Below are 23,813 nucleotides of genomic sequence, written 5' to 3' on the forward strand. Positions count from 1 at the left end.
GCCTTGGGCGTATCGTCTTTTTATGAGTAACCCCCATCCCCATACATCCGACAGCCCCCTGCGGGTGGTCGTCAGTCTCGATGTCGAAGAAGAAGGCCTGTTTTCCGGCCATTATGCCACCAGCGGTTGTGGCGTTTCCAACGTTTCCCTCCTGCCCAGGCTCGCGCCGCTGAGCAGGGATCTGGGCTTCCCGCTGACGCTGTTCTGTGCCCATACGGTCTTTGCCGATGCCGGGGCCTGCCATGTGCTGGAACAGATGCGCGACCATTACGGCGCGGAGATCGGGGCCCATCTCCACCACTGGAGCACGCCGCCGGCCTCTCCGCTGGATCCCCCCCACGAAGGCCAGCCCACACGCACGGACAAACTGCCGCGCGACCTGCTGCGCCAGCGTCTGGCCACGCTGCTGGATGCCGGGCGGGAATTCCAGGGCGCTCCCCTGACCAGCTTCCGCATGGGCCGCTGGGACCTCAAGGACTGCGTGCGTCCCCTGCTTTCCGAGGCAGGCATCAAGGTGGACAGCTCCGTCTGCCCCCTGCGCCATTTCCCGGGCGGACCGGACCACTTTCTTGCCCCGGCGGATCCCTACTGGGTGGAAGGCTGGCAGGGAGCTCCCCTGCTGGAGGCACCCATCACGCAGATCCCCCTGCATCCCGCGCTTGCCCAGCTCTGGTACCGGGCCTGCCCTGCCGCCTCGCGGGACAAGTTCCATTTCTGGGGCGTCCTCAGTCCCAATCCGTTCTGGCATGCGCCCCGGATCATGCGCTGGGCCGCACGGTTGCACCGCCGGCGGGGCGGACAGGTGCTGAGCCTGTTCTGGCACTCTTCCGAGATGCTGCCCGGCGCTTCCCCGCATGTGCCTGACCAGAAGGCCGCGGACGCCGTTCTGGAACGCATCCATGCCTTCCTGTCCTGGCTTCGGGAGACCTTCCCGGTCCAGGGCTGCACCGCCAGCCAGCTGGCAGAACTGCCTGCGGGCACCTTCCCTGCCCGCCCGGCAGGCCAGGGCGACTGGTAAAACGCGAACCGAACGGGACAGGCTCCGGGCCTGTCCCGTTTTTCCAGACGCTGTGGACCGACACAGCGTTTTTTTCATGGCTCCATCTGACCGAGGAATGACACTCATGGCCGCGTCCCTGCCTTCTCCCGTCTCCCCTTCCGCCCGCCGCCACGGCCTGATCCTGATCCTGCTGACCGTTTTTGCCTGGTCGGTCATCGGCCTGATCTCCAAAAACTGTCTGGCCGCCGGTGTCAGCCCGCTCGAAACGGCCTTCTGGCGTGCCGCCCTCGGCGCCGCCTGCTTCATCACCCACGCGACACTGAGCAGGCAGATCCGCATCCCGCTACGCCACGCGGCCCTGTTCACCGTTTTCGGCTTCTGGGCCGTGGGCGTCTTCTACGCGGCCACGTTGTACGCCATCAAGCTCAGCGGCGCGGCCATGGCCGTGGTGCTGCTCTATACGGCGCCGGTCTGGGTCGCCATGTTCTCCCGCTTTCTGTTCCATGAACCCATCACCACCCGCCAGTGCGGCATCATCGCTCTGGCCCTGGCCGGTACGGGCATGGTCTGCTTCTCCGGCGGCAGCCTGCCGGGGCAGACATCGTGGACAGGCATCGCCTGCGGCCTGCTCATCAGCGTGTGCTACGCCTCCCACTACCCCTTCTGCCGCTGGTGGCAGGACCGCTATACCCCGGCCACCCTCTATGCCTTCATGCAGCTGGGCGGCGCGGCGGTCATCTTCTGCCTCACGCCTGTCAGCCTCGACCACAGCCTCTCCACCTGGGGCTGGCTGCTGATCCTGGGCGGCTTCACCGGCTATTTCGCCTTCTTTTGCTACGCCCAGGCCCTCAAGCGTCTGGGGCTGGTTCGTACGGCCGTGCTCTGCTACCTGGAGCCCATCCTCAGCACCATCTGGGTCTGGCTGTTCTGGGATGAGTTTTTCAGCCCGCTGGGCTGGGCCGGGAGCGCCCTGGTGCTGGCCGCCGTCTTCTGGCTGAACATGGACAAGAGCCGGGCCGCCTCCTAGGCGGTCAGTGGCCTGCTGCACAAAACGGCGGTAACGGCCCACAGGATGCCACAAACTGACAGCCCGGGAACCGCCCAAAAAGGATACGTGGCGACCGGCGTTGCCAACGGTCCTATCCGTGGCGGTCGGCGTCCCTGCTCCAAAAGTCTGCCCCGGAAGAGCAAAGGAGCTCCATCGGCCATGATGGAACGAGGCTCGCCAACGGCAGCGAAGATGCCCACCCCAAAACTCCCATGGCAGAAGGCTTTCTGCCTGCTCCTTTGAGCATCGACCGGGGAAGCCGCACAAAAAATGCGCAGGATGGCATCACGCCATCCTGCGCATCGTTTTTCTCTTTCAGGGCTTTTTTATCCCTGCGGATCATCCTGCGGCAAAAGCAGGTTGAGGACCACACCGGTGATGGCCGCCAGACCGATACCGGCCAGCTTGAAACCGCCGATGCTGACCTGCATCCCGCCCACGCCAAAAATGATGATCAGGGCCACGATGACCATATTGCGGGGCCGCAGCAGATCCTGCCCGGCACGCACCAGCGTGTTCAGGCCCACCACCATGATGGCCCCGAACAGCAGGATCATGATCCCGCCCATGACGGGCGCGGGGATGCAGCTGAGGAACGCCCCCACCTTGGCGACCATGGAGAGCAGGATGGCGCACAGGGCGGCCCAGGTCATGACCGCGGGATTGAAGGCCCGGGTCAGGGTCACGGCGCCGGTCACCTCGGAATAGGTGGTGTTGGGCGGCCCGCCCAGCAGACAGGCGGCCATGGTGGCCACCCCGTCCCCCAGCATGGTGTTCTTCACACCGGGATCACGCAGATAATCCTTGCCCGTGACGGAACTGATGGCGATGATGTCGCCAAAGTGCTCGATGGCAGGGGCCAGGGTCACCGGGATGATGAAGAGCAGCGGCTCCCATGCGAATTCCGGCAGGCTGAACGCCGGCAGGGCCAGCCAGGGGCTTTTGCTCACGGCCTCCCAGCTGGTCACGCCCATGATCTCCGCCATCACCAGACCCGCGGCGATACCGCAGAGGATGGGCACCAGACGCAGCATGCCGCGCCCCAGCAGGGAGACGGCCACGGTAACGGCCAGCGAGACCATGGAGATGCTCATGGCCGTTGTCTGGGGCATGGCCGGGCCGCTCTGTCCCAGGGCCATCTTGACGGCCGTGGGCGCCAGCACGAGACCGATGACCATGATCACCGGGCCGGTCACGATGGGCGGCAGCAGACGCAGGATGAGCCCCATGCCGCGCCAGCGGATGACCAGGCTTATGAGCACATAGAGCAGGCCGGAAAAGACCAGGGCCCCCATGGTGCGGGGCATGCCCCAAGTCTCCACGCCATAGATGATGGGCGCGATGAAGGCAAAGGAAGATGCGAGGAAGATGGGCACCTTGCCCCGCGTGATGAGCTGGAACAGCAGCGTGCCCACACCGGCGGTGAACAGGGCAACATTGCTGTTGAGTCCTGTCAGCAAGGGGACAAGCACCAGCGCGCCGAAAGCCACGAAAAGCATCTGCGCGCCCAGCAGGCAATCACGCAGACGCAGCCTGTAACGGCAGGGATCGAACTCCCCGCCTCCGGTGTTGAGCTGTTCCGCCATGCGGTCTCCTACTTGGTGCCGAAGATGCGGTCACCGGCATCGCCCAGGCCGGGGATGATGTAGCCGTTCTCGTTCAGGTGCGAGTCCACCGAAGCGGTGTAGATCTCCACATCAGGATGCTTTTCCTGGACTTTGGCGATGCCTTCGGGCGCGCAGACCAGGTTGAGGCTGCAGATGTGCTTGCAGCCGCGTTTCTTGAGGATGTCGATGGTGGCGATGAGCGAACCGCCCGTGGCCAGCATGGGGTCCAGGATGATGGCCAGGCGGCTTTCGATATTGCGGGCCAGCTTGGCATAATATTCCACGGGCTCCAGCGTTTCCTCATTGCGGTACAGGCCCACCACGCTGATCTTGGCGCCGGGGATCATGTCCAGCACACCGTCCATGAGGCCCAGACCGGCACGCAGGATGGGGACGATGGTCACCATCTTGCCGGAAATGGCCTCCACTTCCACGGGCCCTGCCCAGCCTTGCACCGTATGCTTCTCGGTAGCGAAGCCCTTGGTGGCCTCGTAGATGAGCAAACGGGCAATCTCATTGGAAACACTGCGGAATTCACTGGTGGACGTACTGTCCTTGCGCAGGATGCCGAGCTTGTGACGCACCAGGGGATGATCCACTACATGGACTGCCATATCCAACTCCTTGCTGTAAATGAAAAAAGTTCGGGGCAATCCACGCTATGCTGCGCCCTGTACGCTGTCAAGGTCTCGTGCGATATCTGCGGGAAGGGACACGGTTTACAGCGTCCCGGCTTTGGCGTACCCATAACAGACTTTTTTTACTTTTTTAGAGGATCGTCATGCCCCCAGTTCAGGACGTTGCCGCATTTCTGGCCATGCGGGACCAGGGCCTCCCGCTGCTGGATGTCCGCTCTCCCGGCGAGTTCGCCTTTGCCCATATCCCCGGTGCCCTCAACCTGCCCCTGTTCACCGACAAAGAACGCGCCAAGGTCGGGACGGCCCACGCCCGCAGCGGGCGCGAAGGCGCCGTCCATCTGGCCCTGGAGCTGGTGGGCGGTCATCTGGCCGCCCTGCTGGCCCGCGCCCGCCATCTGTGCGGCAGCAAGCGCGAGGTCCTGCTCCACTGCTGGCGGGGCGGCATGCGCAGCGACAGCATGCGCTGGCTGCTGGAAACGGGCGGCTTCACCGTGCACAGGCTGGAAGGCGGCTACAAAAGCTACCGGACCTTCGTGCGCAGCGAGCTGGCGCGCCCCCGGCCCATCCTCGTGCTGGGCGGCTACACGGGCTGCGGCAAGACGGACATTTTGCTGGAACTGCAGCGCCTCGGTTCGCAGGTCATCGATCTGGAAGGCCTAGCCCACCACAAGGGCTCTGCCTTCGGCGCTCTGGGCCAGGCCGAAGACCAGCCCGGCAACGAATGGTTCGAGAACCAGCTCTATGAAGCATGGCGGCGCTGCGATCCTGCCCGGCCTGTCTGGCTCGAGGACGAAAGCCGCCACATCGGCCATGTGACCATGTGTGAGGAATTCTTTGCCCAGCTGGGCCGCAGTCCGCTGGTCCGCGTTTTCCTGCCGGATGAGGAACGCGTCGCCCATCTTGTCCGCGATTACGGCGGCCAGGACATGCGGGAAGGCCTGCTGGCAGCCCTGGAGCGTCTGCAGCGCCGTCTGGGCAGTGAGCTGACCCAGCGCTGCAGGCTGTGGATAGATGAAGGGAATTATGCCGATGCCGCCCGCGCGGTGCTCCATTATTATGACCGCTGTTATGCGCATCAGATAGAAAACCGCCAGGCCCCCGTCATCAAGGAGCTGACCTGTACCACCGACGATCCGGCCCTGGCCGCCCGCCTGCTCCATCAATGGGAACAGGACCTGCCGCCGGAAACGTTCACCGCCACCACACCTCTGTAACGGTTCCCGACAAGGAGGAACAGATGACCACACTTGCTGCGCTGACCACGCCCTGTCTGCTGCTGGAAGACGAAAAGCTCCAGGCCAATATGGACCGGCTGGCCCGCCGCCTGCATGAGCGCGGCGTCTCCCTGCGGCCCCATCTCAAGACCTGCAAGAATATCGAGATCGCCCGCCGCTGCATGGAAAGCCCCTCCGGCCCGGCCACGGTCTCCACACTGGCGGAAGCCGAATATTTCGCCGCAGGCGGTGTGCATGACATCTGTTACGCCGTCGGCATCGCGCCCAACAAGCTGGAGCGCGTGGCCGAACTGCGCCGGCGCGGCATCGACCTGAGCGTGGTGCTGGACAATGAGGAAAGCGCCCGGCTGCTGGTGGACTTTGCCCGGCAGCGGGACTGCCGTCTGGCCGTGCTGCTGGAGATAGACTGCGACGGACACCGGGCCGGACTGCGCCCCGACGATCCCCGCCTGACGGCCATCGCCGCCCTGCTGCGGGACGGCGGCCAGGAGGTCCGCGGCGTCCTGACCCATGCGGGCTCTGCCTACGACCTGCCCACCACGGAAGCCATCGCCGCTCTGGCCGTGCAGGAATGCGCCGCGGCCAATACGGCGGCCCGGCTGCTGCGGGAAGCCGGCTTCCCCTGCCCTGTGGTCAGCGTCGGTTCCACGCCCACGGCCTTTTTCGGTGAGGATTTTTCCGGCATCACGGAAGTCCGGGCCGGCGTCTATGTCTTCCAGGATCTTGTCATGGCCGGTCTGGGCGTCTGCCGCCCCGAAGACCTGGCCCTTTCCGTGCTGACCACGGTCATCGGCCGCCAGAGCGACGGCAGCGCCCTGATCATCGACGCGGGCTGGATGGCCCTTTCCCGTGATACGGGCCTGCCCTGGAAGCGGGAAGAGTTCGGCTACGGGCTCGTCTGCGACGAAGCCGGGAACCTGATCCCCGGCCTGCGCGTCACGGAGACCAATCAGGAGCACGGCATCGTCAGCGGGCCTTCCTGCCCTGCCCTGCCTGCGGGCAGCCGGCTGCGCATCCTGCCCATCCACGCCTGCGCCACCGCCGCCTGCTTCGACAGTTATACCGTCCTGCGTGAAGGACGGATCAGCGGCCGCCTTGAACGCTGCCGGGGCTGGTAAACAGCCGCATCTTTTGGCCGCACGAAACACAATTTGCCTTTCGTGCGGCCAAAAATCCAATGCTTTTCCCTGCTTGCCTTCTGTGCGACTTCGTGTAACCTACTCGTCACATCATTGACGCGAGGTCGTAACAATGGACGGACATGTCCTGCTTCTTGTGCTGGCCGCAGCCCTGCTGCATGCCACCTGGAACAGCATCGTCAAAGGCGGCTCCAACAAACTCTTCGAATCTTCCATGAACGCCCTGGGCGGCGGGCTGGGGGCCCTGCTCATCCTGCCCTTCCTGCCCGCACCGGCGCCGGAATCCTGGGGTCTGCTGGCTCTTTCCTGTTGTTTCCACCTGACATACTACATCTGCATCTCGCAGGCCTATGACAAGGTGGACCTCTCCATGGGCTATACCATCATGCGCGGCTGTGCCCCCATGATCACGGCCCTGGCTCTGCTGCTACTCGGCAATCACATCAGCCTCACCGGCTGGGGCGGCGTCCTCCTGCTCTGCCTCGGCATCCTGACCCTGACCCTGGAGCATGTCCACAAGGGCGCCCGCGCCGCGGACATCCTCATCTGTCTGCGCACCTCTCTGGTCATCGCGGGCTATACGCTGGCCGACGGCTACGGCGCCCGTGCCAGCGGCAACGGCGTCAGCTACACCTGCTGGATCTTCTTCCTCAATATCTTCCCCATCCATGCCTATGTGCTCTGGCGGCACGGCGGCACCTACATCAGCTATCTGCGGAAGCGCGCGGCCACGGGCCTGTTCGGCGGCCTGTGCGGTCTGGGCTCCTACGGCATCGCCCTCTGGGCCATGACCCTGGCCCCCATCGCCCTGGTGGCGGCCCTGCGCGAGACCTCCGTGATCTTCGGCATGCTGCTGGCCGTCATCTTCCTGCATGAACGGCTTTCCCGCTCGCGCATCATGGCCATCCTCATCGTCATGGGCGGGGCCATGCTGATACGGCTCGGCTGATTTTTCCCGATTTTTTCATCCGTTGTGCCGGGCAGGCCGCTCCGGCGGCCTGCCTTCCCGTCCTGCCGGAGTCCGCACCCGTTGCCGCGATACGACAACGGTCGCCTTTTCCCTGCCCAGCCCCAAGGATAGCCATGCCCCGCCCTTCCAGAAAAATCGCCATCATGCAGGCCGCTGCCAGGCTCTTTGCGGCCAAAGGCTACAGCGCCGTCTCGGTACGCGACATCGCAGCCGAGATGGAACTGACGCCGGCTTCGCTCTATTACTACTTTCCTGACAAGGAGACCCTGTACCGGCAGACCCTGGTCATGGTGTTCACCGGCGTGCAAAGCGCGTTCAAGGCCCCGCAGGGGACCACCGGCATCGAAAAAATGGAATGCCTCATCAGGAACGTCGTCACCTACTGCTGCGGCAATCCCATCTTCACCCGCCTTCTGCTCCGCGAGCTCAACGAAGGGCTGGAAGAGCGTCTCCACTTCCTCGCTGACAGCGTTTTTGCCACCCTCCACGAGAACTTCATCAAGATACTTGCCCAGTACGGGATCCGGGATACGGAACGGATCATGGAATCCATCGAAAGTTCCCTCATCGGCTACCTGCAGCTCAGCCGGGTATCGCACAGCCTCCGGCATTATGCCGGCCATCCCCTGACGGCCGCCGTCATCGCGGAACGGATATGCGCCCAGATCCGCCGGGAACTCCAGCCCTGAACAGACGCTGGGCCTTCCAGGCCGCCAGGACCACGGCATTGAGCAGGATCAGCTGGCCCCAGAATGGCAGGACATCGGCCAGCGTCGCTCCGCGGAAGGCCATCAGCATATAGCCGGAAATGGCAGGGGTGGCAGGCACGAACTGGGCCAGACAGGCAAAAGGCAGGGGCATGGCCTGCAACGGCCAGATGGTGCCGCTCAGGAAGAGGAAGGGGATGGACGTAGGGAGCATGAGCAGCAGGACCGTATGCTCCTTGCTGAAATATTCCCCCAGCATGCTGCCCAGGAAATGGCATACGCTGAAAAAGGGCAGCAGAAAGAACAGCAGTACGGCAAAATCCCGGACAGGCAGCAGGTCGTCCACCTGCTGCAGCACAAACAGATAATAGAAGGCAAAGATCAGGCCAAGGCACAGGGACAGCAGCACTCTGCCCGCTGCAGCGGCCATGTCGCCGGGGGCCTGGGGAAAGCGCTCCTTCCGGGTCACGGCCAGCATGGCGCAGCCGATGATCATGATCTGCTGCAAGATCAGCACGAACACGGGCGGGACCGTATTGCTGGCATAATTGCCCACGGGATTGTACAGCAGCCGGGCATCGATGCGTCCCCGCACCTGCAGGGCCAGCGCCGCGCTTTCCGGTACGCCCTGTTTGCGCAGGCGCTCCACGCGGGCCCCTGCTCCCAGGTTTTCCGTGGCCAGCCGCCCTCCCTGTACCAGCATGCCGTAGGACAGCAGATGAGCCGCCTCACTGTAGAACGGCACCACGGTCTCCTGCCCGCGCAGCAGTCCCCGTTCAAAATCCCTCGGCACCACGATGCCCCCCACCATATCGCCCGACCGCAGATCGGCAAAGGCCTGCCCCAGATCGGCATAGCGATGCAGGCGTATCCCTTCCGTGGCATCCAGACTGCGCAGCAGCTGGCGGCTGCTGGTGCTGCCATCCTGATCCACGGCAAAAAACGGCAGATCCTGCGGGACCTCATAAAAATACGGGCTGGGATACAGCAGCGAATAGAACAGGATGCCCACGACGAAGATGGAACGGGCACCACGGGAGGCCGCCAATACGGCGCATTCCGCACAAAAGCTCTCCAGTATTTTCTTCATCGGGCGATCTCCTCTTCCTGACGGCGCGAACGCAGGCCATGGAACAGGCTTCCCAGTCCGCCGTACACGCAGGCCAGCAGGCATAGGGCCCCCAGGATGGGCCAGTGCTGGCCCAGGGCATCGCCCATCTGGATCACGCTGCCTTCCAGCCGCAGCAGCTGGGTAGACGGCAGCAGCCCCGACCAGAAACGGGCAAAAGGCGGCATGGCCAGCTGCGGGAAGGTGATCCCGGCAAAGGCAAAGGCCGGGGATGCCAGCCCCGAGACCATCATCAGGGCCAGAAGTATCTCGTCGCACAGGCCAGCGATAAAGACCGCCAGTGCCGCGCAGGCCAGCGAGAACAGCAGATAGATCACGCAGACCGTCAGGACGGAGGCCTGTAGAGGAAAGTAGCCGCGCGCAGCCAGCAGGCCTGTCTGGAGGTAGCCCAGCATCCCCACGAGCAGGGCCGCCGGACAGACACTGCCCCAGACCCGCGCCATGGAGGGCCGTTCCGGACGCAGACGGTGCAGGACGCAGACGCTGTACAGCAGAGAGGTCAGTTGCAGCAGGATGGGCAGGAAGGAATGGACGAGGAAGATCTTGTAATTGGCCGCGGGATTGCCCAGTGAACGCAGATCCAGCCCTATCCCCGCTGTCTGCCAGTCCGCCTGTACCGGAGGGACCCCGGATCGGCGCAGCGTATCGGTAAAGGCCAGCTTCCAGCCGGCAGTGCCAAGATCCACCAGATCCCGCCGCAGGACGCTGCCCACCGGCATATGTTGCCCATCAATATAGGCTATGGCCTGCACAGGACGCCGGCGGAGCAGATCCCGTTCAAAATGGCGCGGTATCACCAGCACGGCGAAGACTTCGCCACGGCGGATGGCGTCCCTGCCCTCGTCCGGTGAGGCGAGCAGCGCCGCAACCCGCGCACTGGGCAGGGCATCCACCCGGCGGATCAGCTCGCGGGACGTACTGCTGCCATCAAGGTCGCAGACGGCTACGGGCAAGCGGCGGAGCAGGCCATCCGCAAACAGCCCGTCAAGGATGACCATGCCGGACAGGGGCGCTATGAGCAGCAGCCAGATGAAGAGCCTGTCCCGTGGCCAGGAGCGGACTTGCGCCAGGGCGGCGGCCCAGAATGAGCCCATCAGTGTCCATCCTCCATGACGGGATCGAAAGGCCAGGCAAAAATGACGCTCATGCCCGGCCGCAGACCGGGGACGGGCTTCACGGGGCGTCCCCGGACTTCAAAGGTCTTCAGGTCGAAAGAATCCGAATTGTTGGTGGCGCGCCAGGTGGCGTAATTGCCCAGCGGCGCCATGTAATCGACCCGAAAGACCACCTTTTTGCCGGACAGCGCGGGGATCTGCCCCACCAGCAGCCTGCCCATGCGGACATCCTGCAGCTGGTCCTCGCGGACCTGGATCACCATCCACAGATCATCCAGTTCGATGAGCGTCACCAAAGGATAGCCCGGCGCCACCAGTTCCCCCACGTCCACAAGGACCTTGCTGATCTCCCCATCCACGGGCGAGCGCAGCTCCACATCCCGCGCCATGCTCTCCACTTCCTGCAGGCGCGCTTCCAGCGCCTGGGTGGCAGCCCTGGCCGCCGCGATGTCCTCCTGCCGCGAACCGGTGACGGCTTCTTCCAGTGCGGCCTTCATGGCGCGCTCGCGGGCCCGGGCCTGGGTCAGGGCATTGACCGCTTCATCATAGCGCTGGGTGGAGACGGCCTGCTGTGCATGCAGGACACGGCAGCGGGCGTGGGTCTTTTCCGCCAGGGCCAGCGCCGCCACAGCTTCCTGATGCTGCTGGTGCAGACGACGTATCTCTTCTTCGCGCGTCCCGTTGAGCGCTTTTTCCAACTGGGCCCGCGCCCGTTCCAGCTCCTGACGGGTCTGCAGCACACGGGCCTCCATCTCCGTCCCGTCCAGGCGCAACAGCAGATCGCCCTGCCGCACGGGCGCCCCGTCCCGCCCCGGTGTCGCTGCCACCCGGGCCGAGAATTTGGCCGCGACATCTATCCGCGTCCCGTCCATCTCTCCCTGGATGAAGGTGTTTTCCCGGTCGACATCCAGCAGGCCGGACAAAGCCATGACCGCGATCCCCGCAGCCACCAGCCCCAGTACTGCCGGCAACAAGAAACGACGCATCATCTTTTCCTCCTTCAGCGGGCCAGGATCCCCCGGAAGAGCATCCCGGCCAATTCCCGGGCATCCGCCTCCGCATCACGCGCAGGAGAGATAGCAGAGAACATGGGATAATCACGCAGGATGCTGAACGCCATATCCACCAGCAGGAAGGCTTTCAGGGCGCTGTCTTCTCCTGCAGGACCGGCCTTTGCCAGGATGCGGCCGATGACGTCCAGCAGGGGCAGGAACAGGGCCGAATGCAGCTCGCGCGTTTTTTCGTCGCCCACATGCAGCGAACGCCGCAGCAGCAGGAACCAGGACTGGTGGTGCTGCTTGCGTATGAACGCGGTCAAGATCGCCGTGATCTCCGTCTGCAACATGCCGCACAGGGCTGCGGCATCCGTCTCCGCAGCCAGGGCCTCCTCCAGACGGCGTGTCATGGGGCGCACGATGCTGCCCAGATTCTCGAAAATGACGGTACGGGCCGCATCGTACAGGCCCTCCTTGCCGCCGAAATGGAAAGAGATGAGCCCCTGATTGCAACCGGCCAGCCCGGCGATATCGCGGGTGCTCGTCCCCTCGAAGCCGCGTTCCCCAAACAGGACCAGGGCCGCTTCCAGCAAGGCCATCCGGGTAGCCTCTCCCTTGCTGCGTCTTTTATCCTCCAGCATATCGTCCATGCGCTTCCTCCTGCCCTGGACAGTAGCGCTCCCTATAATTTTAGTCAATCAATCGATTAAAAAAGAAGGGGAGCCTTTGTCTTTTTTCTCCGATACGGCAAAGTTATCCAGGGAATACTGCCCATAAACCGGACTTCACATATCTATTGACATTCGAACAATCGTTAAATAAAAAATACCCATCTGGTGAGATGGCAGGAAAGGCTCCTCTCCCCCCTTCCGTTCTGCACCAGGCCGGAGGCCTCCCCGCAACCTCCTAATCCCTCCTCTATCCGGCAGGCACGCCTGCCGGATTCTCTTGTCTACGGGCTTCCTTTCCTGACGGCCCCGCCTGACATGAAAAACGCAGGTCCTAGGACCTGCGTCATCGTTTTTCTCCGGCTTTCCCCAGCGGAAGACACCGGCGCCTCTGTTGTTGCAGAACTGGCTATCTTCCTGCCGGCACCCCGGCCAGATTTGCCCCCAGCCAGGCCGCGCCCCACAGTCCACTGTACGCATCCGTGTAACGGCGGACAGGGATACGCTCCAGCACCCCCAGCTCCGGAGCCAGAGAAAAAACTTCCGCAAAAGCCGGATGCTCTGTGACCACAGGATTGCGCAACACCATGCCCCCGGTGAGAAAAAGGCCGCTGTAACACAGCGTGGCCAGCCCCCAGTGCGCACATGTCCGCCCCAGGAAACGGGCATACCAGCGCAGGGTCGGCTGGTCTCCCACCAGACCTTCGGCCGCAGCAGCGGCAGGCGTCAGATCCCGGCCCGTCAGAAAGTGGTGCAGCACGGCCAGACCGCGCCCCGTGACCACATCATCAGGGCGCAGCAATGACCGTCCCAGCCGTTCACGGGCAAAGACCGCGAAGTCCTCTTCTTCCCGCCCCAGAAAGGCAAAGGCCTGATGCCCGGACTCTGACGGCAGGGGCGACCAGCGCAGCCGCCCGCCGTCCGCCTGCGGGACCAGCCAGCCGGCCCCCAGTCCCGTACCGGCCCCCAGAACGGCCACAGGCGCAGGCGCCTCCCCGGGAGAACAATGCGACGGACAAGGGATGTCAGCCGGTCCCAGCAGATGCAGGGACCGCTCCCCCACCCGGGTCAGGCAGGCGCAGGCCTCACAGACGAAATCATTGACCACACGGGCCCGGCGCAGACCGAACTGCGGCATGACGGCGTTCAGATCTATCCGCAAGGGAGCATTGCTCAGACGGGCGCGCAGACCATCCTGCACAGGCCCGGCAACGCCTATGACCAGCGCTGCCACCCGTGACAGCGGGGTGTGCAGACAGCTTTCCCACTGCTGCAGGACCGCATCACTGTCCTGCAGGCCGGCTGTCGGACACGTTTCCACAGCCTCCAGATCCAGCCCCCGGGGCGTGGCGGCAAAACGGGCAAAACGGCAGTGGGTCCCCCCCAGATCGATGGCGGCAAGCATGTGCATGGTCTTCGTTCTCCGTACGACGTGTTCCCACCAGCCTACGCAGGACGGCCCTGCAGGTCAAAAGGGCAGACACGGACGGCAGGAGCTGGCCCTGTATTGTCCCAGGACGGCACAGCAAATGCCGTTTGTTTCTATCTCTATCCCGGCGGGATACTTTTCCTTCATGGCTGCCTGCTCGACTACGGACGCACACTCTGTCATACTGGCGGAAGCAGTGGCCGTCCCGTCCCTTTCAGCCCCGGAGTACCCATGGCCCGCAAAAACGACTCGCGTTTCCTTCAGGCGAACCGGGAAGCCCTGTTCGCCCTGGCCGCCTACGCCCTGTATTTCCTCTGGTGGTATCTGACAGCCTACGGACTGGGGAGCGACTCCCCGGACAACTACAGCTATACGCTGGGCATGCCGGACTGGTTCTTCTACAGCTGTGTGCTGGGTTACCCTGTAGCCTGTTTGCTCGTCTGGGGACTGGTGCGCTTTTTCTTCAAGGACATGCCCCTTGACGATGACGATGCGTCACAGGCATTGGAAGCGCCCTCCTCCGAAAACCATCCCGGCCGGGAGGAACGTCCATGACGGCTGCTTCCTCCACGCTGCTCCCCATCGTCCTTTATCTGGCGCTTTCCTTTGTGGTGGCCCTGTGGGCCGGAAAACTTTCCCGCAAACATGAGAACGCGTCGGGCTTCCTTGAGGAATACTTTCTGGGCAGCCGTTCCATGGGCGGCTTTGTGCTGGCCATGACCGTGGTGGCCAGCTACACCAGTGCCAGCAGTTTCATCGGCGGGCCTGGGGTGGCCTATACCGTGGGTCTGAGCTGGGTCCTGCTGGCCATGATCCAGATGCCCACCGTCTTCCTGACCATCGGGGTCCTGGGCAAACGCTTCGCCATGGAAGCCCGGGCCATGAATGCCGTGACCATCACCGATTACCTGCGCGTCCGCTATGGCAGTGACGCCGTGGCCATCCTTTGCTCTCTGGCCCTGCTGGTCTTTTTCGTGGCTGCCATGACAGCCCAGTTCATCGGCGGTGCCCGCCTGTTCCAGGCCATCACCGGCTACCCTTATGAAGTCGGGCTGGCGCTCTTCGGCATCACGGTCATCGCCTATACCGCGCTGGGCGGGTTCCGTGCCGTTGTCCTTACCGATGCCATGCAGGGCATCGTCATGACTGTGGCTTCCGTCGTGGTACTGCTGGCGGTGGTCCAGGCCGGCGGCGGCATGGAGGCCTGCATGCTGCGCCTCAAGGCCATCGATCCCGGCCTCATCACGCCCACAGGGCCCAAGGATGCCGTGCCCCAGCCCATGATCCTCTCTTTCTGGGTACTGGTTGGTCTGGGCGTACTGGGGCTGCCCCAGACGAGCCAGCGCTGCATGGGCTACAAGGACTCACGGGCCATGCACAGCGCCATGATCATGGGCACGGTCATCATCGGCTTCCTCCTGTTGAGCGTCCATCTGGCCGGGGCACTGGGCCGGGCCGTCATCCCCGGCCTTGCCGTAGGCGACATGGCCATGCCCAGCCTGATACTGGAGCTGCTGCCGCCGTTCTGGGCCGGGGTCTTCATCGCCGGGCCTCTGGCGGCCATCATGTCCACGGTGGACTCCATGCTGCTCCTGGCCTCAGCGGCCATCATCAAGGATCTGTATGTACAGTACGTCCTGAAGGGCGACAGCAGCCGCATGCCGTTGCAGCGCATCAAGCGCTTCAGTCTGGGCTGTACGGCCGCCATCGGCGCCGTTGTCTTTATGGCAGCCCTGGAGCCGCCGGACCTGCTGGTCTGGATCAACCTGTTTGCCTTTGGTGGTCTAGAAGCCACCTTCCTCTGGCCCCTGCTGCTGGGCCTGTACTGGCGCAAGGCCAATGCGGCCGGCGCCCTGAGCTCCATTCTGGTGGGGGTGGCCTGCTTTTTTGCTCTGAGCGTCCTCAAGCCCTCCATGTACGGCATCCATGCCATCGTGCCCTCTACTCTCGCGGCCCTGCTGGCTTTCCTGCTGGGGAACAGGCTGGGGACATCGCGCTCTGCCTGAATCATCCTCCGATAACGGACCAAAACCGCAAAAGCATCTCCTGTGGGGATGCTTTTTTTATGGTGTACGCTCATCTTTGCCACCGCCATCCGCAACAGGATACTGAGGGAATGCCCCCTGGCGGCAGATCAGCAAGAGGCACCGTCCCCTCTTTCAGCTCCATCATGCCTGCAAGACCGCGGGCAGCGCCTGACCGACGGCGAAGGCGCAACGCCGCTATGCCTGCGCCTGTCCTTCCCCTGCCCGGAGCTCATCTCTCCCAGCAGGAAGTCCCCAGCGGGTCTATCCCGGATACAGATTCCCCACCTCCGGCATGGCCGCAGCCGCCCTTTTCTGATCACGGGGCATAAAAAAGGGCCCCCGAAGGGGCCCTGCATGACAAAGATGCGGATCGAACCTAGCCGCCCATAAGCCAGTTGAGCGGCGTAAGGGAGAGCGAGGGGAAGAAGAGGAGCAGGAAGAGCATGATGATCTCCGTCACCAGGAACGGCAGCATGCCCTGCACCAGCTTGGTGATCTTGATGTTGCCCACACCGCAGACCACGTAAAGCACCGTACCCACGGGCGGGGTGATGACGCCGATGCCCAGGTTCAGGATGAACAGCAGGCCGAAGAAGTACGGGTCGATACCGGCCTGGGTGATCAGGGGATAGAACACCGGGGCAAAGATCAGGATGTTGGGGGTCAGGTCCATGACCATGCCCACCAGGAGCAGGAAGATGTTGATGGCCAGCAGCAGGAGCACGGGGCTGTCGATGAGCGGCCGGAACAGATCGGTCACCTGGTTGGGGATCTGGGCGATGGTGATGAACCAGCCCACGGCCGTGGCCGTGGCCACGATGAGCATGACCACAGCGGTGGTCCGTGCCGCACGGGCGCTGACGCGCAGCAGATCGCGGAAGCTCAGTTCCCGGTAGTACCCCATACAGACGATGATGGCGTAGATGGCCGCAAAGGCACCGCCTTCCGTGGGCGTGAACACGCCAAAGCGGATGCCGCCCAGCAGCAGCACGGGCATCATGAAGGCCGGAGTGGCGTCGCGGATGATCTTCCACTTTTCTTCACGCGTGAAGGTGATGGTCTCGTTATAACCATCGATGCGCACGATGAAGAACCAGACCACCATCAGGGCCAGGCCGATGAAGATGCCCGGGAACAGGCCGATCATGAACAGCTTGGTGATGGACAGGCCGCTGATGGTCGCACCCAGCAGGATGAAGTTGGTGCTGGGCGGGATGATGGGGCCGAGGATGGCGCCCGAGGCGATGACGCCGCCCGCACGGCCGGGCTTGTAGCCCACTTCGGCCATCATGGGCAGCAGCAGGCCGCCCAGGGCCGCGGCTTCACCCACGGAGCTGCCCATCAGACCGGCAAAGATCACGCTGGAGATGATGGCGGCATAACCAAGACCGCCGCGCACGCGACCGATCATGAGCTGGGCCAGCTGCACCACTCGTTTGGACAGGCCGCCCTCGGCCATGATCTCGCCGGCAAAGACGAAGAAGGGGATGGCCATGAGGGGATAGTTGTTGGCCCCGTCCAGCATGGTGGAGGGAATGATCATGCTGTCCCACATGCCGGCATGCCACATGAGCACGATGGAGCACAGCACCAGCACCATGGAGATGGGGATGCCTACGAACAGGAACGCAAAGAGGCTGCCAAGGAAAAGAAAAAGCTCCATACCCTACAACTCCTTGCTGATTTCCTGCTCGATCTTTTCCTCTTCCGTCGCCTTGACGAAGCTGCTGGCGGGACGGCGCACGAGGGCGATCAGATCCCGCAGGCAGATAAGGATGGCCGTGAAGGCCATGATGGGCAGCGTGCTGTTGATGAAGGCCATGTTGACATTGGTGGCGACCGAGTTGGTGTCGATGGTCTGCAGCACATAGGTGATGCCGCCGTCAAGCAGCAGCCCCAGGGCGCCCATGGTCAGCAGAATGGCCAGGATCTCTATGCATTTGCGGGACATGCCCGAGAACATGTCCACAAACATGTCCACCGCGATATGCTTTTTCCAGTAGAACGCCTCAATGGCACCGAAAAAGGTGATGTAGATGAAAAGAAAGCGCGCCCATTCCTCGCTGGGGGGATAACTTCCGCCAAATACATAGCGCAAAAAGGCATTATAGAAGACCAGACCGATCATCCCCAGAAAGATGACCGCACAGAAAATTTCAAAAAGCAGTTCGCCAGACAAACCGTGCCTGTTTTCGGCAGCCGGCTGCCCGGGAGCCGTCGCGGGCGTCGTTTTGGTTTCGCTGCTCATCGTATCCCCCTGCGTATCGGAAGAAAAACCGCTGTTGCGGTGTCTGCATGCGTGGTTCAGGGTCGAAAAAGGGGGACGCCGCCCCATGCGGCATCCCCCGGTGTTCAGATGTTACTTCGCGTCGCGGTAGCTGGCGGCGCTTTCCAGAATTTCCTTGGCATTGGGAACGGTGTCATAGAACAGCTTCCAGCTGCGCTTGCCCGCTTCCACCATGTAGTCGTGGAATTCCTTGGAAGGCGTGTTCACAGAACCCTTGGCGGCCTTGATGGTCTCGATGGCCTTGGCGTCGCCTTCTTCCACCATCTGCCAGATGTCGTCAGCAGCACGCTTGGCGGCTTCGTTGAACCAGGCCTTGTCCTGTTCCGGCAGGCTCTGGTAGAACTTTTCGTTGATGTACAGGGAGTGGATCACCAGGATGTGACCGGTCAGGGTGATCTGGGGGGTGATCTCGTACATCTTCAGAGCCACGATATCGGACAGGGGGCTGTCGCCGCCGTCGATGACGCCCTGGTCAAGAGCGCTGGGCACTTCGGCGAAGGGCATGGGCTGGCCGCTGATGCCGCATTCCTTGGCAAAGTTGGTGTACAGAGGGATGTTGGGCACGCGCATGCGCAGGCCCTTCACGTCATTGACGCTGTTCAGGGGCTTCTTGGTGTAGAAGTGACGGAAGCCCAGAGGGAAGGCGTTCAGGGTACGCAGACCGGACTTTTCGGTGAAGCCTTCATTGATCAGCTTGAAGGTCTCGCCTTCCATGGCGCGGCGGGCGTGGTCATAGCTGTCGTACAGCATGGGGGTTTCCAGCATGGCCATGGCAGGATGCAGGGCCGAAGTCTGGGTACCCGTGGCACACATCTGGATGATGCCCTTACGGGTGCTGGCGATGTAGGCATCTTCCTTGCCCAGGGTACTGTTGGGGAAGACCTGCACCTCGTATTTGCCGCCAGACAGTTCCTTCAGATACTGGCCGAACTTGTGCATGCCGATGGTTTCAGGTTCGCCTTCGGGCTTCATACCGGCGATCTTGATGACGACGGTCTTGGCAGCCATGGCAGGCGCAGCCAGCGCACCCATGACAAAGGCGCAGGCCAAAAGCAGTGCAACGATACGTTTCATCATCCACCTCTGCTGATTTGGGATTGAGATAAGGAGCACCTTTTCCGCACCCTGACGGCCTTTTGCCCGTCAGGCCACCTGTTTCACAAAGCAAACCATCCGGCCGGGCCGGATGCCCTATCCGGGGACCGATCCCGACAGGATGCCGGGAAAACAGGCGTATATACTTGTTTTTGTCATAAGCCTTAGACAGGCTCCGCGTCAATCAATTTTCGTTTTTTGATAATAGAAGTTCGAAAACGAAACCTTTTCATCCGATATCCGGGAGCGGCTTGCGCGGCCCCTGTCATTCCAGTATATTGCGGCATCCTCACCCCCATCAGGACACCCCATGACCAAGACAACGGAACGCCATCAGGCCCTGCTGCACATGCTCAACGCGCGCGGCTATGCGACCATCGACGAGCTCACCAAATGTTTTTCCGTGACCCCGCAGACCATCCGCAAGGATATCAATACCCTGGCCGGACAGGGCAAGGTGCAGCGGTTCCACGGCGGTGTCGGCATGCCGCTGAGCACGGAGAACATCCTTTACGAGCAGCGCAAAAAGCTCTTCCTGCCTGAAAAAAAGGCCATCGCCCAGATGCTGGCCAAACATATCCCCGACGGGGCCTCCATCTGCATCAACCTGGGCACGACCACCGAGGAGGTCGCCTATGCCCTGCTGGGGCACAACAACCTGAGGGTGCTGACCAACAACCTCAACGTGGCCGCCATCATGGCCCGCAATCCCAACTTCGACGTGGTGGTGGCCGGCGGCACGGTGCGGCATCACGACCACGGCATCATCGGCCCCAGCGCGGAGAATTTCATCCGGGAATTCCGGGTGGATTACGGCATCATCGGCATCTCCGGCATCGACCAGGAAGGCAACATGCTGGACTTCGATTACAGGGAGGTCTCGGTGGCCCGGACCATCATCGAATGCTCGCGCCGGGTCTTCCTAGCCACGGACAATTCCAAATTCGGCCGTTCCGCCATGGTCCGGGTGGCCAATGTCTGCGATATCGAAGCCGTGTTCTCCAATGCCCCGCTCGAGGAGCACTGGCAGCACATGCTCCAGGAAGCCGGGACGGAACTGTATCTGGTCTAGCCGCATCCCGGATATGGGCGGCAAAACGCCAGATCTTCTCTGCGACCGCCCCAAGCCACGGCCTGCCGAACTGCCTGGAAACCGCTTTTGCCCGCCGGCCGGCAAAAAAACAGCTTCCCTGCAGAGCATTTCTCCAGTGCCCCGGCAAAGGACACACTGCCGGGCAATATGGCCTGACGCCAGTGAGCGCCCCTGTTCAGTTCCCCCCAAAATGGTAACGAAAAAGCCCCGACGCTTCCGCAGATGAAGGAAGGCCGGGGCTTTTTACATACAGGACACTGCCGGGAAAAATTCTCCACCAGATGCCGGGACTGCATACGACAGGGCAGAAAAAACACGTGGAAAAGGACGCGGCCTCCTGCTCTTCCCTGCCCGACAGTCGCCGGGATACCGTCTTAGCGGCGCCGCAGCAGCATGTCCGTCAACGGCACCATATACAGATAAAAAGCATAAGGCAGGCACTCCGGTCCCACGCCCATGATGGCGCAAGGAACGCTCCCGGCGATGCTCCAGGGGATGATGGCCGCCAGCAGGACGATGCCGTTTTCCAGCGGCAGGACCATCTCCTTCCCGTTCTGCCAGAGAGGGGCGCACAGCTGCTTCGTCAGCATGATGCCGAGCGTCTGGTTGCAGCTCACGGCAGCCACGGGCAGGCCTGCCAGCACCGTGGTCCGAAAGGCCCCCAGCCGTAAGGACAGCCGCTTGCAAAGCGAAGAAAGGCCATCCAGCAGACCGGTCGCCTCCAGAAGGCCCGCATAGGCCGAAGTCAACAGGACGATGCCCGCCACCTGTGCCATGGAGAGCAGGCCGCCCCCCGCCAGCATCTCCATGCCCGCCGGAGGCTCATAGCCGAACACCAGACAGCGCAGCAAGGCAGCCGGTGACATCTGCTGGACAGCCAGAGAGACCACGCATCCGGCAAGGATACTGCATGCCATGATTTTTTTGACATCCCAGCGCAACAGCAGGGGGACCAGCATGAAGACGGCCGGCAGCAGGGCCCGGGCATCCAGCACCAGCCCGTCGGCAAACAGACCGTCCACATGCGGCAGGCTCTCGGCCCGTGCCGACGGCAGCAGGACGTAGGCCAGGCAGACCAGAAAGAAGGGCAGCAGGGACGTACGCCACATGAGCCGTACGTTGTCATAGATGGACGTCCCTGTCAGGGCGCAGACCAGCGCCGCGCTGGACGACATGGGCGAACTTCGGTCCCCCACATAAATGCCGCTCATGACCGCTCCGGCCGTCAGGAGCGGATCGAGCCCGGCCGTGCGCGCCAGCAGCATGAAGACGACGCCCAATGTACTGGCCGTGCCGAACGAGGTCCCAAGCAGCAGACTCAGCAGGCTGCACAGCAGGAAGACCCATAGATGAAAATGGGCAGGATCCACCCAGGGCAGGCAGTGGTGGATGATGTAGGGGATGGTCCCGGCCGAACGCCAGACCGCTGTCAGCATACCGATGAGGACGAAGATCTTCAGGATGTTGCCGATGGTCCGCACGCCCCTGCCGCACAGGCCCACGATCTCGCGGGGCCGAAAGCCCAGACGGAAAGCGTGCCCGGTAAAACACAGCAGTCCGAAGGCCAGAGCCCACAGCAAGGATGCGCCCGTGACGATGCACAGGGCCAGCCCACCAAGAAACAGCGATATGACGACGGCGTTCATGGACATGATTCCATTCCACGCCCGCCCGGGCCTGTCAAACGCTTTTCCGCCGGCAAAGCCCCTGTCTCGCCGGCAGACTGCCGCCTGTCTGCCCTACCTGGACGATTTCCGGCAAAAGCCGCTTACCGGCTCTCCTGCATGACGAAAAGCCCGGCCCCTCGTGTAAAGAGGCCGGGCTGATCTTCTTTTTTCCCTCTGCGGGCTCTCCCTCGCAGCGCAGAAACCTGGGTGCGTACTCTCCGCTGCCCTGAACTCAGGCCATCCCGCAGACAATACACAGGAAGGGGCAGGACACGGTCAGTCCTCCGCCTGCCCCTTGCTGCCGGAGGAGACAGCCCCGCAAGAGCAGCCCTCCGACAACACAAGAAAGGGCTATGCCTACAGCGCCTTGCCGAAGAACTCTTTCAGGGCTTCCACCACCTGAGTGACGTATTCCGGCTTGTCGTACAGGTCCACGTGGCTGGCTCCTTCCACCATATGGATCTTCTTGGGCTCCCTGGCCCGCCGGTAGGCATCTTCCGTGAAATAGAGCGTATCCGCCCGGCTGCCCACGATGAACAGCAGAGGACGGGGCGACACCGTATCCAGATAGGCAAAGGCATCGAAGGCCGCCAACTTGTCATTGCTGGAAACAAGGTAACGGTTGACGGACGTCGGATAACTGCAGCGCGGCGTCCTGTAATATTCGTAGGCTTCCCGCTGGATCACGGACGTATGCTCGTCGATCTCGTCCGGGCCGTCCGGAACATACTTCCAGCAAGGGGCTTCCTCTCCCCGGGCTGCCGCCGTTCTGGCGCGGGCCACTTCCTGCAGCAGCTTCTGCATGAAGTTTTCGATCTCGACACCGGGAAAGCCGTTTCTGGCGCTGTCGCCCACGTCCCAGGTGCTGATCCCGGCCGCCGCCTTGATGCGCACATCGGTCTGGATGGCGCTCATGGTATAGCCGCCCCCCGCGCAGACCCCCATGGCCCCGATGCGCTCTTCATCGACGTACGGCAGGGTGACGAGGTAATCCACAGCCGAGCGGATGTCCTCCACGCGCGAGAAAGGATCTTCCAGACACCGGGGCAGACCTTCGCTCTCGCCCTGATGGGAGGCATCGAATGCCAGGGCCACATAGCCGGCCCGGGCCAGATGCCAGGCGTAAAGCGAGGAACACTGTTCCTTCACGCCGCCGCCGGGATGGGTGACCACCACCGCCGGATATTTGGCGTCCGCATCAAAACCATCGGGCAGGAACAGCAGGCCCGCCAAATTGAGATCGAACTTTTTGAACGAAACTTTTTTCCCTTCTTCGTAATGCGTCGCGTACTGCATATTCTTTTCCTCTGTCCGGCGTTGAGCCGGTTCATGATCCGGCGGGACGACCCGCAGGGCGGCGTCCTGCGTGCAACGGTACGGCAGGCTTAGGCGCCCTGCTCCACAGTTTTGATGATCCTGGCCGGAACACCAGCCACGATGGTACGCGGCGGAACGTCCTCACGGACCACAGATCCTGCCGCCACCACGGCGCCATCGCCCACATGCACCCCCGGCAGGAGGATGGCACCGGAACCGATCCAGACATCCTTGCCGATAACGATGGGCGCGATGTTGTGGACATGACGCCGGTCCGGCGGCAAGCCGTGGTTGATGGTGGCCAGGGTCACCCGGTGCCCGATGAGCGTCCCGTCACCGATGCTGATCCCGCCCTGATCCTGGAAACAGCAGCAGGCATTGATGAAAACACGGCGCCCGATGCGGATATTTTTGCCGAAGTCGGTATAGAACGGCGGGAACAGTCGGAACGTCTCATCTATCGGACGTCCCGTGATCCGCCCCATGATCTCCCGGATCTCTTCAGGCGTATGGAAGGCATTGTTCAGCTCCGCGGTCAGGCGCATGGCCTCGTACGAATAGCCGTGCATGCAGTCAAAGGCTTCCGTGCCCGTGACCAGCGGCTGTCCCGCATCCAGGTGTTCCAGCAATGTGTCCAGAGACATCAT

Annotated in this window: 22 protein-coding genes; 9 read left to right on the forward strand and 13 right to left on the reverse strand. The window is 62.8% G+C overall.

The features are described 5' to 3' along the window. Positions 1 to 22: 22 nt before the first annotated feature. Complete coding sequence (locus tag Q4I12_RS11920; protein ID WP_302261684.1) at positions 23 to 1,018, forward strand: polysaccharide deacetylase family protein; 996 nt, start codon at positions 23 to 25, stop codon at positions 1,016 to 1,018. A gap of 106 nt (positions 1,019 to 1,124) precedes the next feature. Further along, positions 1,125 to 2,027, forward strand: coding sequence for a DMT family transporter (locus tag Q4I12_RS11925; protein ID WP_239463871.1), 903 nt, complete (start codon positions 1,125 to 1,127; stop codon positions 2,025 to 2,027). A gap of 347 nt (positions 2,028 to 2,374) precedes the next feature. On the opposite strand, the gene Q4I12_RS11930 is transcribed toward Q4I12_RS11925, so the two are convergent. Next, positions 2,375 to 3,634, reverse strand: a complete 1,260-nt coding sequence (locus Q4I12_RS11930) for a uracil-xanthine permease family protein (protein WP_204674372.1) — start codon at positions 3,632 to 3,634, stop codon at positions 2,375 to 2,377. Between the two features lie 8 nt (positions 3,635 to 3,642). Then, positions 3,643 to 4,269, reverse strand: coding sequence for a uracil phosphoribosyltransferase (upp, locus tag Q4I12_RS11935; protein WP_289616114.1), 627 nt, complete (start codon positions 4,267 to 4,269; stop codon positions 3,643 to 3,645). Positions 4,270 to 4,436: 167 nt separating this feature from the next. Here upp and mnmH point away from each other — a divergent pair, with 167 nt between their 5' ends. The 4 genes from mnmH to Q4I12_RS11955 all read left to right on the forward strand — a co-directional run bounded on the left by mnmH (position 4,437) and on the right by Q4I12_RS11955 (position 8,326). Further along, positions 4,437 to 5,507, forward strand: a complete 1,071-nt coding sequence (gene mnmH / locus Q4I12_RS11940; RefSeq protein ID WP_302261685.1) for a tRNA 2-selenouridine(34) synthase MnmH — start codon at positions 4,437 to 4,439, stop codon at positions 5,505 to 5,507. A 23-nt stretch (positions 5,508 to 5,530) separates the two neighbouring features. Next, positions 5,531 to 6,646, forward strand: coding sequence for an alanine racemase (locus Q4I12_RS11945; RefSeq protein WP_168935275.1), 1,116 nt, complete (start codon positions 5,531 to 5,533; stop codon positions 6,644 to 6,646). A gap of 133 nt (positions 6,647 to 6,779) precedes the next feature. Then, positions 6,780 to 7,616, forward strand: a complete 837-nt coding sequence (locus Q4I12_RS11950) for a DMT family transporter (RefSeq protein WP_289616112.1) — start codon at positions 6,780 to 6,782, stop codon at positions 7,614 to 7,616. A gap of 134 nt (positions 7,617 to 7,750) precedes the next feature. Beyond that, positions 7,751 to 8,326, forward strand: coding sequence for a TetR/AcrR family transcriptional regulator (locus tag Q4I12_RS11955; protein WP_297158360.1), 576 nt, complete (start codon positions 7,751 to 7,753; stop codon positions 8,324 to 8,326). On the opposite strand, the gene Q4I12_RS11960 is transcribed toward Q4I12_RS11955, so the two are convergent. From Q4I12_RS11960 to Q4I12_RS11980, 5 genes are all read right to left on the reverse strand, one after another. Continuing rightward, positions 8,277 to 9,434, reverse strand: coding sequence for an ABC transporter permease (locus tag Q4I12_RS11960; protein ID WP_297158358.1), 1,158 nt, complete (start codon positions 9,432 to 9,434; stop codon positions 8,277 to 8,279). The two genes, Q4I12_RS11955 and Q4I12_RS11960, sit on opposite strands and share 50 nt — an antisense overlap. Continuing rightward, a complete protein-coding gene (locus tag Q4I12_RS11965) occupies positions 9,431 to 10,567 on the reverse strand; it encodes an ABC transporter permease (RefSeq protein WP_302261686.1) in 1,137 nt (378 codons plus the stop codon). Before Q4I12_RS11965 ends, Q4I12_RS11960 begins: the two co-directional genes overlap by 4 nt. After that, entirely contained in the window at positions 10,567 to 11,577 is a 1,011-nt protein-coding gene (locus Q4I12_RS11970) for an HlyD family secretion protein (RefSeq protein WP_204625737.1), read from the reverse strand. The genes Q4I12_RS11965 and Q4I12_RS11970 overlap by 1 nt, the downstream gene beginning before the upstream one ends. A gap of 11 nt (positions 11,578 to 11,588) precedes the next feature. Beyond that, the gene (locus Q4I12_RS11975) at positions 11,589 to 12,233 is read right to left on the reverse strand and encodes a TetR/AcrR family transcriptional regulator (RefSeq protein ID WP_297158352.1); all 645 of its coding nucleotides are present in this window, start codon (positions 12,231 to 12,233) and stop codon (positions 11,589 to 11,591) included. Between the two features lie 427 nt (positions 12,234 to 12,660). Further along, positions 12,661 to 13,662, reverse strand: a complete 1,002-nt coding sequence (locus Q4I12_RS11980) for a glucokinase (protein ID WP_302261687.1) — start codon at positions 13,660 to 13,662, stop codon at positions 12,661 to 12,663. Between the two features lie 249 nt (positions 13,663 to 13,911). On the opposite strand from Q4I12_RS11980, the gene Q4I12_RS11985 reads away from it, so the two are divergent. Beyond that, positions 13,912 to 14,235: a YhdT family protein gene (locus tag Q4I12_RS11985; RefSeq protein ID WP_302261689.1), complete on the forward strand. Its 324-nt coding sequence runs from the start codon at positions 13,912 to 13,914 to the stop codon at positions 14,233 to 14,235. Continuing rightward, complete coding sequence (gene panF / locus Q4I12_RS11990) at positions 14,232 to 15,686, forward strand: sodium/pantothenate symporter (protein ID WP_168935284.1); 1,455 nt, start codon at positions 14,232 to 14,234, stop codon at positions 15,684 to 15,686. The genes Q4I12_RS11985 and panF overlap by 4 nt, the downstream gene beginning before the upstream one ends. A 397-nt stretch (positions 15,687 to 16,083) precedes the next feature. On the opposite strand, the gene Q4I12_RS11995 is transcribed toward panF, so the two are convergent. The 3 genes from Q4I12_RS11995 to Q4I12_RS12005 all read right to left on the reverse strand — a co-directional run bounded on the left by Q4I12_RS11995 (position 16,084) and on the right by Q4I12_RS12005 (position 19,068). Then, on the reverse strand, positions 16,084 to 17,370 hold the full coding sequence (locus Q4I12_RS11995) for a TRAP transporter large permease (protein WP_302261690.1): 1,287 nt from the start codon (positions 17,368 to 17,370) through the stop codon (positions 16,084 to 16,086). Positions 17,371 to 17,373: 3 nt separating this feature from the next. After that, a complete protein-coding gene (locus Q4I12_RS12000) occupies positions 17,374 to 17,955 on the reverse strand; it encodes a TRAP transporter small permease (RefSeq protein WP_168935286.1) in 582 nt (193 codons plus the stop codon). A gap of 111 nt (positions 17,956 to 18,066) precedes the next feature. Beyond that, the gene (locus tag Q4I12_RS12005; RefSeq protein WP_168935287.1) at positions 18,067 to 19,068 is read right to left on the reverse strand and encodes a TRAP transporter substrate-binding protein; all 1,002 of its coding nucleotides are present in this window, start codon (positions 19,066 to 19,068) and stop codon (positions 18,067 to 18,069) included. 331 nt (positions 19,069 to 19,399) lie between these two features. Between Q4I12_RS12005 and Q4I12_RS12010 the strand changes: the two genes are divergently transcribed. Then, positions 19,400 to 20,161: a DeoR/GlpR family DNA-binding transcription regulator gene (locus Q4I12_RS12010; protein ID WP_168935288.1), complete on the forward strand. Its 762-nt coding sequence runs from the start codon at positions 19,400 to 19,402 to the stop codon at positions 20,159 to 20,161. A gap of 395 nt (positions 20,162 to 20,556) precedes the next feature. On the opposite strand, the gene Q4I12_RS12015 is transcribed toward Q4I12_RS12010, so the two are convergent. From Q4I12_RS12015 to Q4I12_RS12025, 3 genes are all read right to left on the reverse strand, one after another. Next, a complete protein-coding gene (locus Q4I12_RS12015) occupies positions 20,557 to 21,834 on the reverse strand; it encodes a Na+/H+ antiporter NhaC family protein (protein WP_297159734.1) in 1,278 nt (425 codons plus the stop codon). A 372-nt stretch (positions 21,835 to 22,206) separates the two neighbouring features. Next, the gene (locus Q4I12_RS12020; protein WP_302261692.1) at positions 22,207 to 23,145 is read right to left on the reverse strand and encodes an alpha/beta hydrolase; all 939 of its coding nucleotides are present in this window, start codon (positions 23,143 to 23,145) and stop codon (positions 22,207 to 22,209) included. A gap of 89 nt (positions 23,146 to 23,234) precedes the next feature. After that, the gene (locus Q4I12_RS12025; protein ID WP_205906034.1) at positions 23,235 to 23,813 is read right to left on the reverse strand and encodes a DapH/DapD/GlmU-related protein; all 579 of its coding nucleotides are present in this window, start codon (positions 23,811 to 23,813) and stop codon (positions 23,235 to 23,237) included.

Source organism: Desulfovibrio piger (genome assembly GCF_951793255.1).
Lineage (GTDB): Bacteria > Desulfobacterota > Desulfovibrionia > Desulfovibrionales > Desulfovibrionaceae > Desulfovibrio.

Coding starts and splice junctions, on each gene's coding strand:
- Q4I12_RS11920 (WP_302261684.1), top strand. CDS start 23: ATGAGTAACCCCCATCCCCATACATCCGACAGCCCCCTGCGGGTGGTC.
- Q4I12_RS11925 (WP_239463871.1), top strand. CDS start 1,125: ATGGCCGCGTCCCTGCCTTCTCCCGTCTCCCCTTCCGCCCGCCGCCAC.
- Q4I12_RS11930 (WP_204674372.1), bottom strand. CDS start 3,634: ATGGCGGAACAGCTCAACACCGGAGGCGGGGAGTTCGATCCCTGCCGT.
- upp (WP_289616114.1), bottom strand. CDS start 4,269: ATGGCAGTCCATGTAGTGGATCATCCCCTGGTGCGTCACAAGCTCGGC.
- mnmH (WP_302261685.1), top strand. CDS start 4,437: ATGCCCCCAGTTCAGGACGTTGCCGCATTTCTGGCCATGCGGGACCAG.
- Q4I12_RS11945 (WP_168935275.1), top strand. CDS start 5,531: ATGACCACACTTGCTGCGCTGACCACGCCCTGTCTGCTGCTGGAAGAC.
- Q4I12_RS11950 (WP_289616112.1), top strand. CDS start 6,780: ATGGACGGACATGTCCTGCTTCTTGTGCTGGCCGCAGCCCTGCTGCAT.
- Q4I12_RS11955 (WP_297158360.1), top strand. CDS start 7,751: ATGCCCCGCCCTTCCAGAAAAATCGCCATCATGCAGGCCGCTGCCAGG.
- Q4I12_RS11960 (WP_297158358.1), bottom strand. CDS start 9,434: ATGAAGAAAATACTGGAGAGCTTTTGTGCGGAATGCGCCGTATTGGCG.
- Q4I12_RS11965 (WP_302261686.1), bottom strand. CDS start 10,567: ATGGGCTCATTCTGGGCCGCCGCCCTGGCGCAAGTCCGCTCCTGGCCA.
- Q4I12_RS11970 (WP_204625737.1), bottom strand. CDS start 11,577: ATGATGCGTCGTTTCTTGTTGCCGGCAGTACTGGGGCTGGTGGCTGCG.
- Q4I12_RS11975 (WP_297158352.1), bottom strand. CDS start 12,233: ATGGACGATATGCTGGAGGATAAAAGACGCAGCAAGGGAGAGGCTACC.
- Q4I12_RS11980 (WP_302261687.1), bottom strand. CDS start 13,662: ATGCACATGCTTGCCGCCATCGATCTGGGGGGGACCCACTGCCGTTTT.
- Q4I12_RS11985 (WP_302261689.1), top strand. CDS start 13,912: ATGGCCCGCAAAAACGACTCGCGTTTCCTTCAGGCGAACCGGGAAGCC.
- panF (WP_168935284.1), top strand. CDS start 14,232: ATGACGGCTGCTTCCTCCACGCTGCTCCCCATCGTCCTTTATCTGGCG.
- Q4I12_RS11995 (WP_302261690.1), bottom strand. CDS start 17,370: ATGGAGCTTTTTCTTTTCCTTGGCAGCCTCTTTGCGTTCCTGTTCGTA.
- Q4I12_RS12000 (WP_168935286.1), bottom strand. CDS start 17,955: ATGAGCAGCGAAACCAAAACGACGCCCGCGACGGCTCCCGGGCAGCCG.
- Q4I12_RS12005 (WP_168935287.1), bottom strand. CDS start 19,068: ATGAAACGTATCGTTGCACTGCTTTTGGCCTGCGCCTTTGTCATGGGT.
- Q4I12_RS12010 (WP_168935288.1), top strand. CDS start 19,400: ATGACCAAGACAACGGAACGCCATCAGGCCCTGCTGCACATGCTCAAC.
- Q4I12_RS12015 (WP_297159734.1), bottom strand. CDS start 21,834: ATGTCCATGAACGCCGTCGTCATATCGCTGTTTCTTGGTGGGCTGGCC.
- Q4I12_RS12020 (WP_302261692.1), bottom strand. CDS start 23,145: ATGCAGTACGCGACGCATTACGAAGAAGGGAAAAAAGTTTCGTTCAAA.
- Q4I12_RS12025 (WP_205906034.1), bottom strand. CDS start 23,813: ATGATGTCTCTGGACACATTGCTGGAACACCTGGATGCGGGACAGCCG.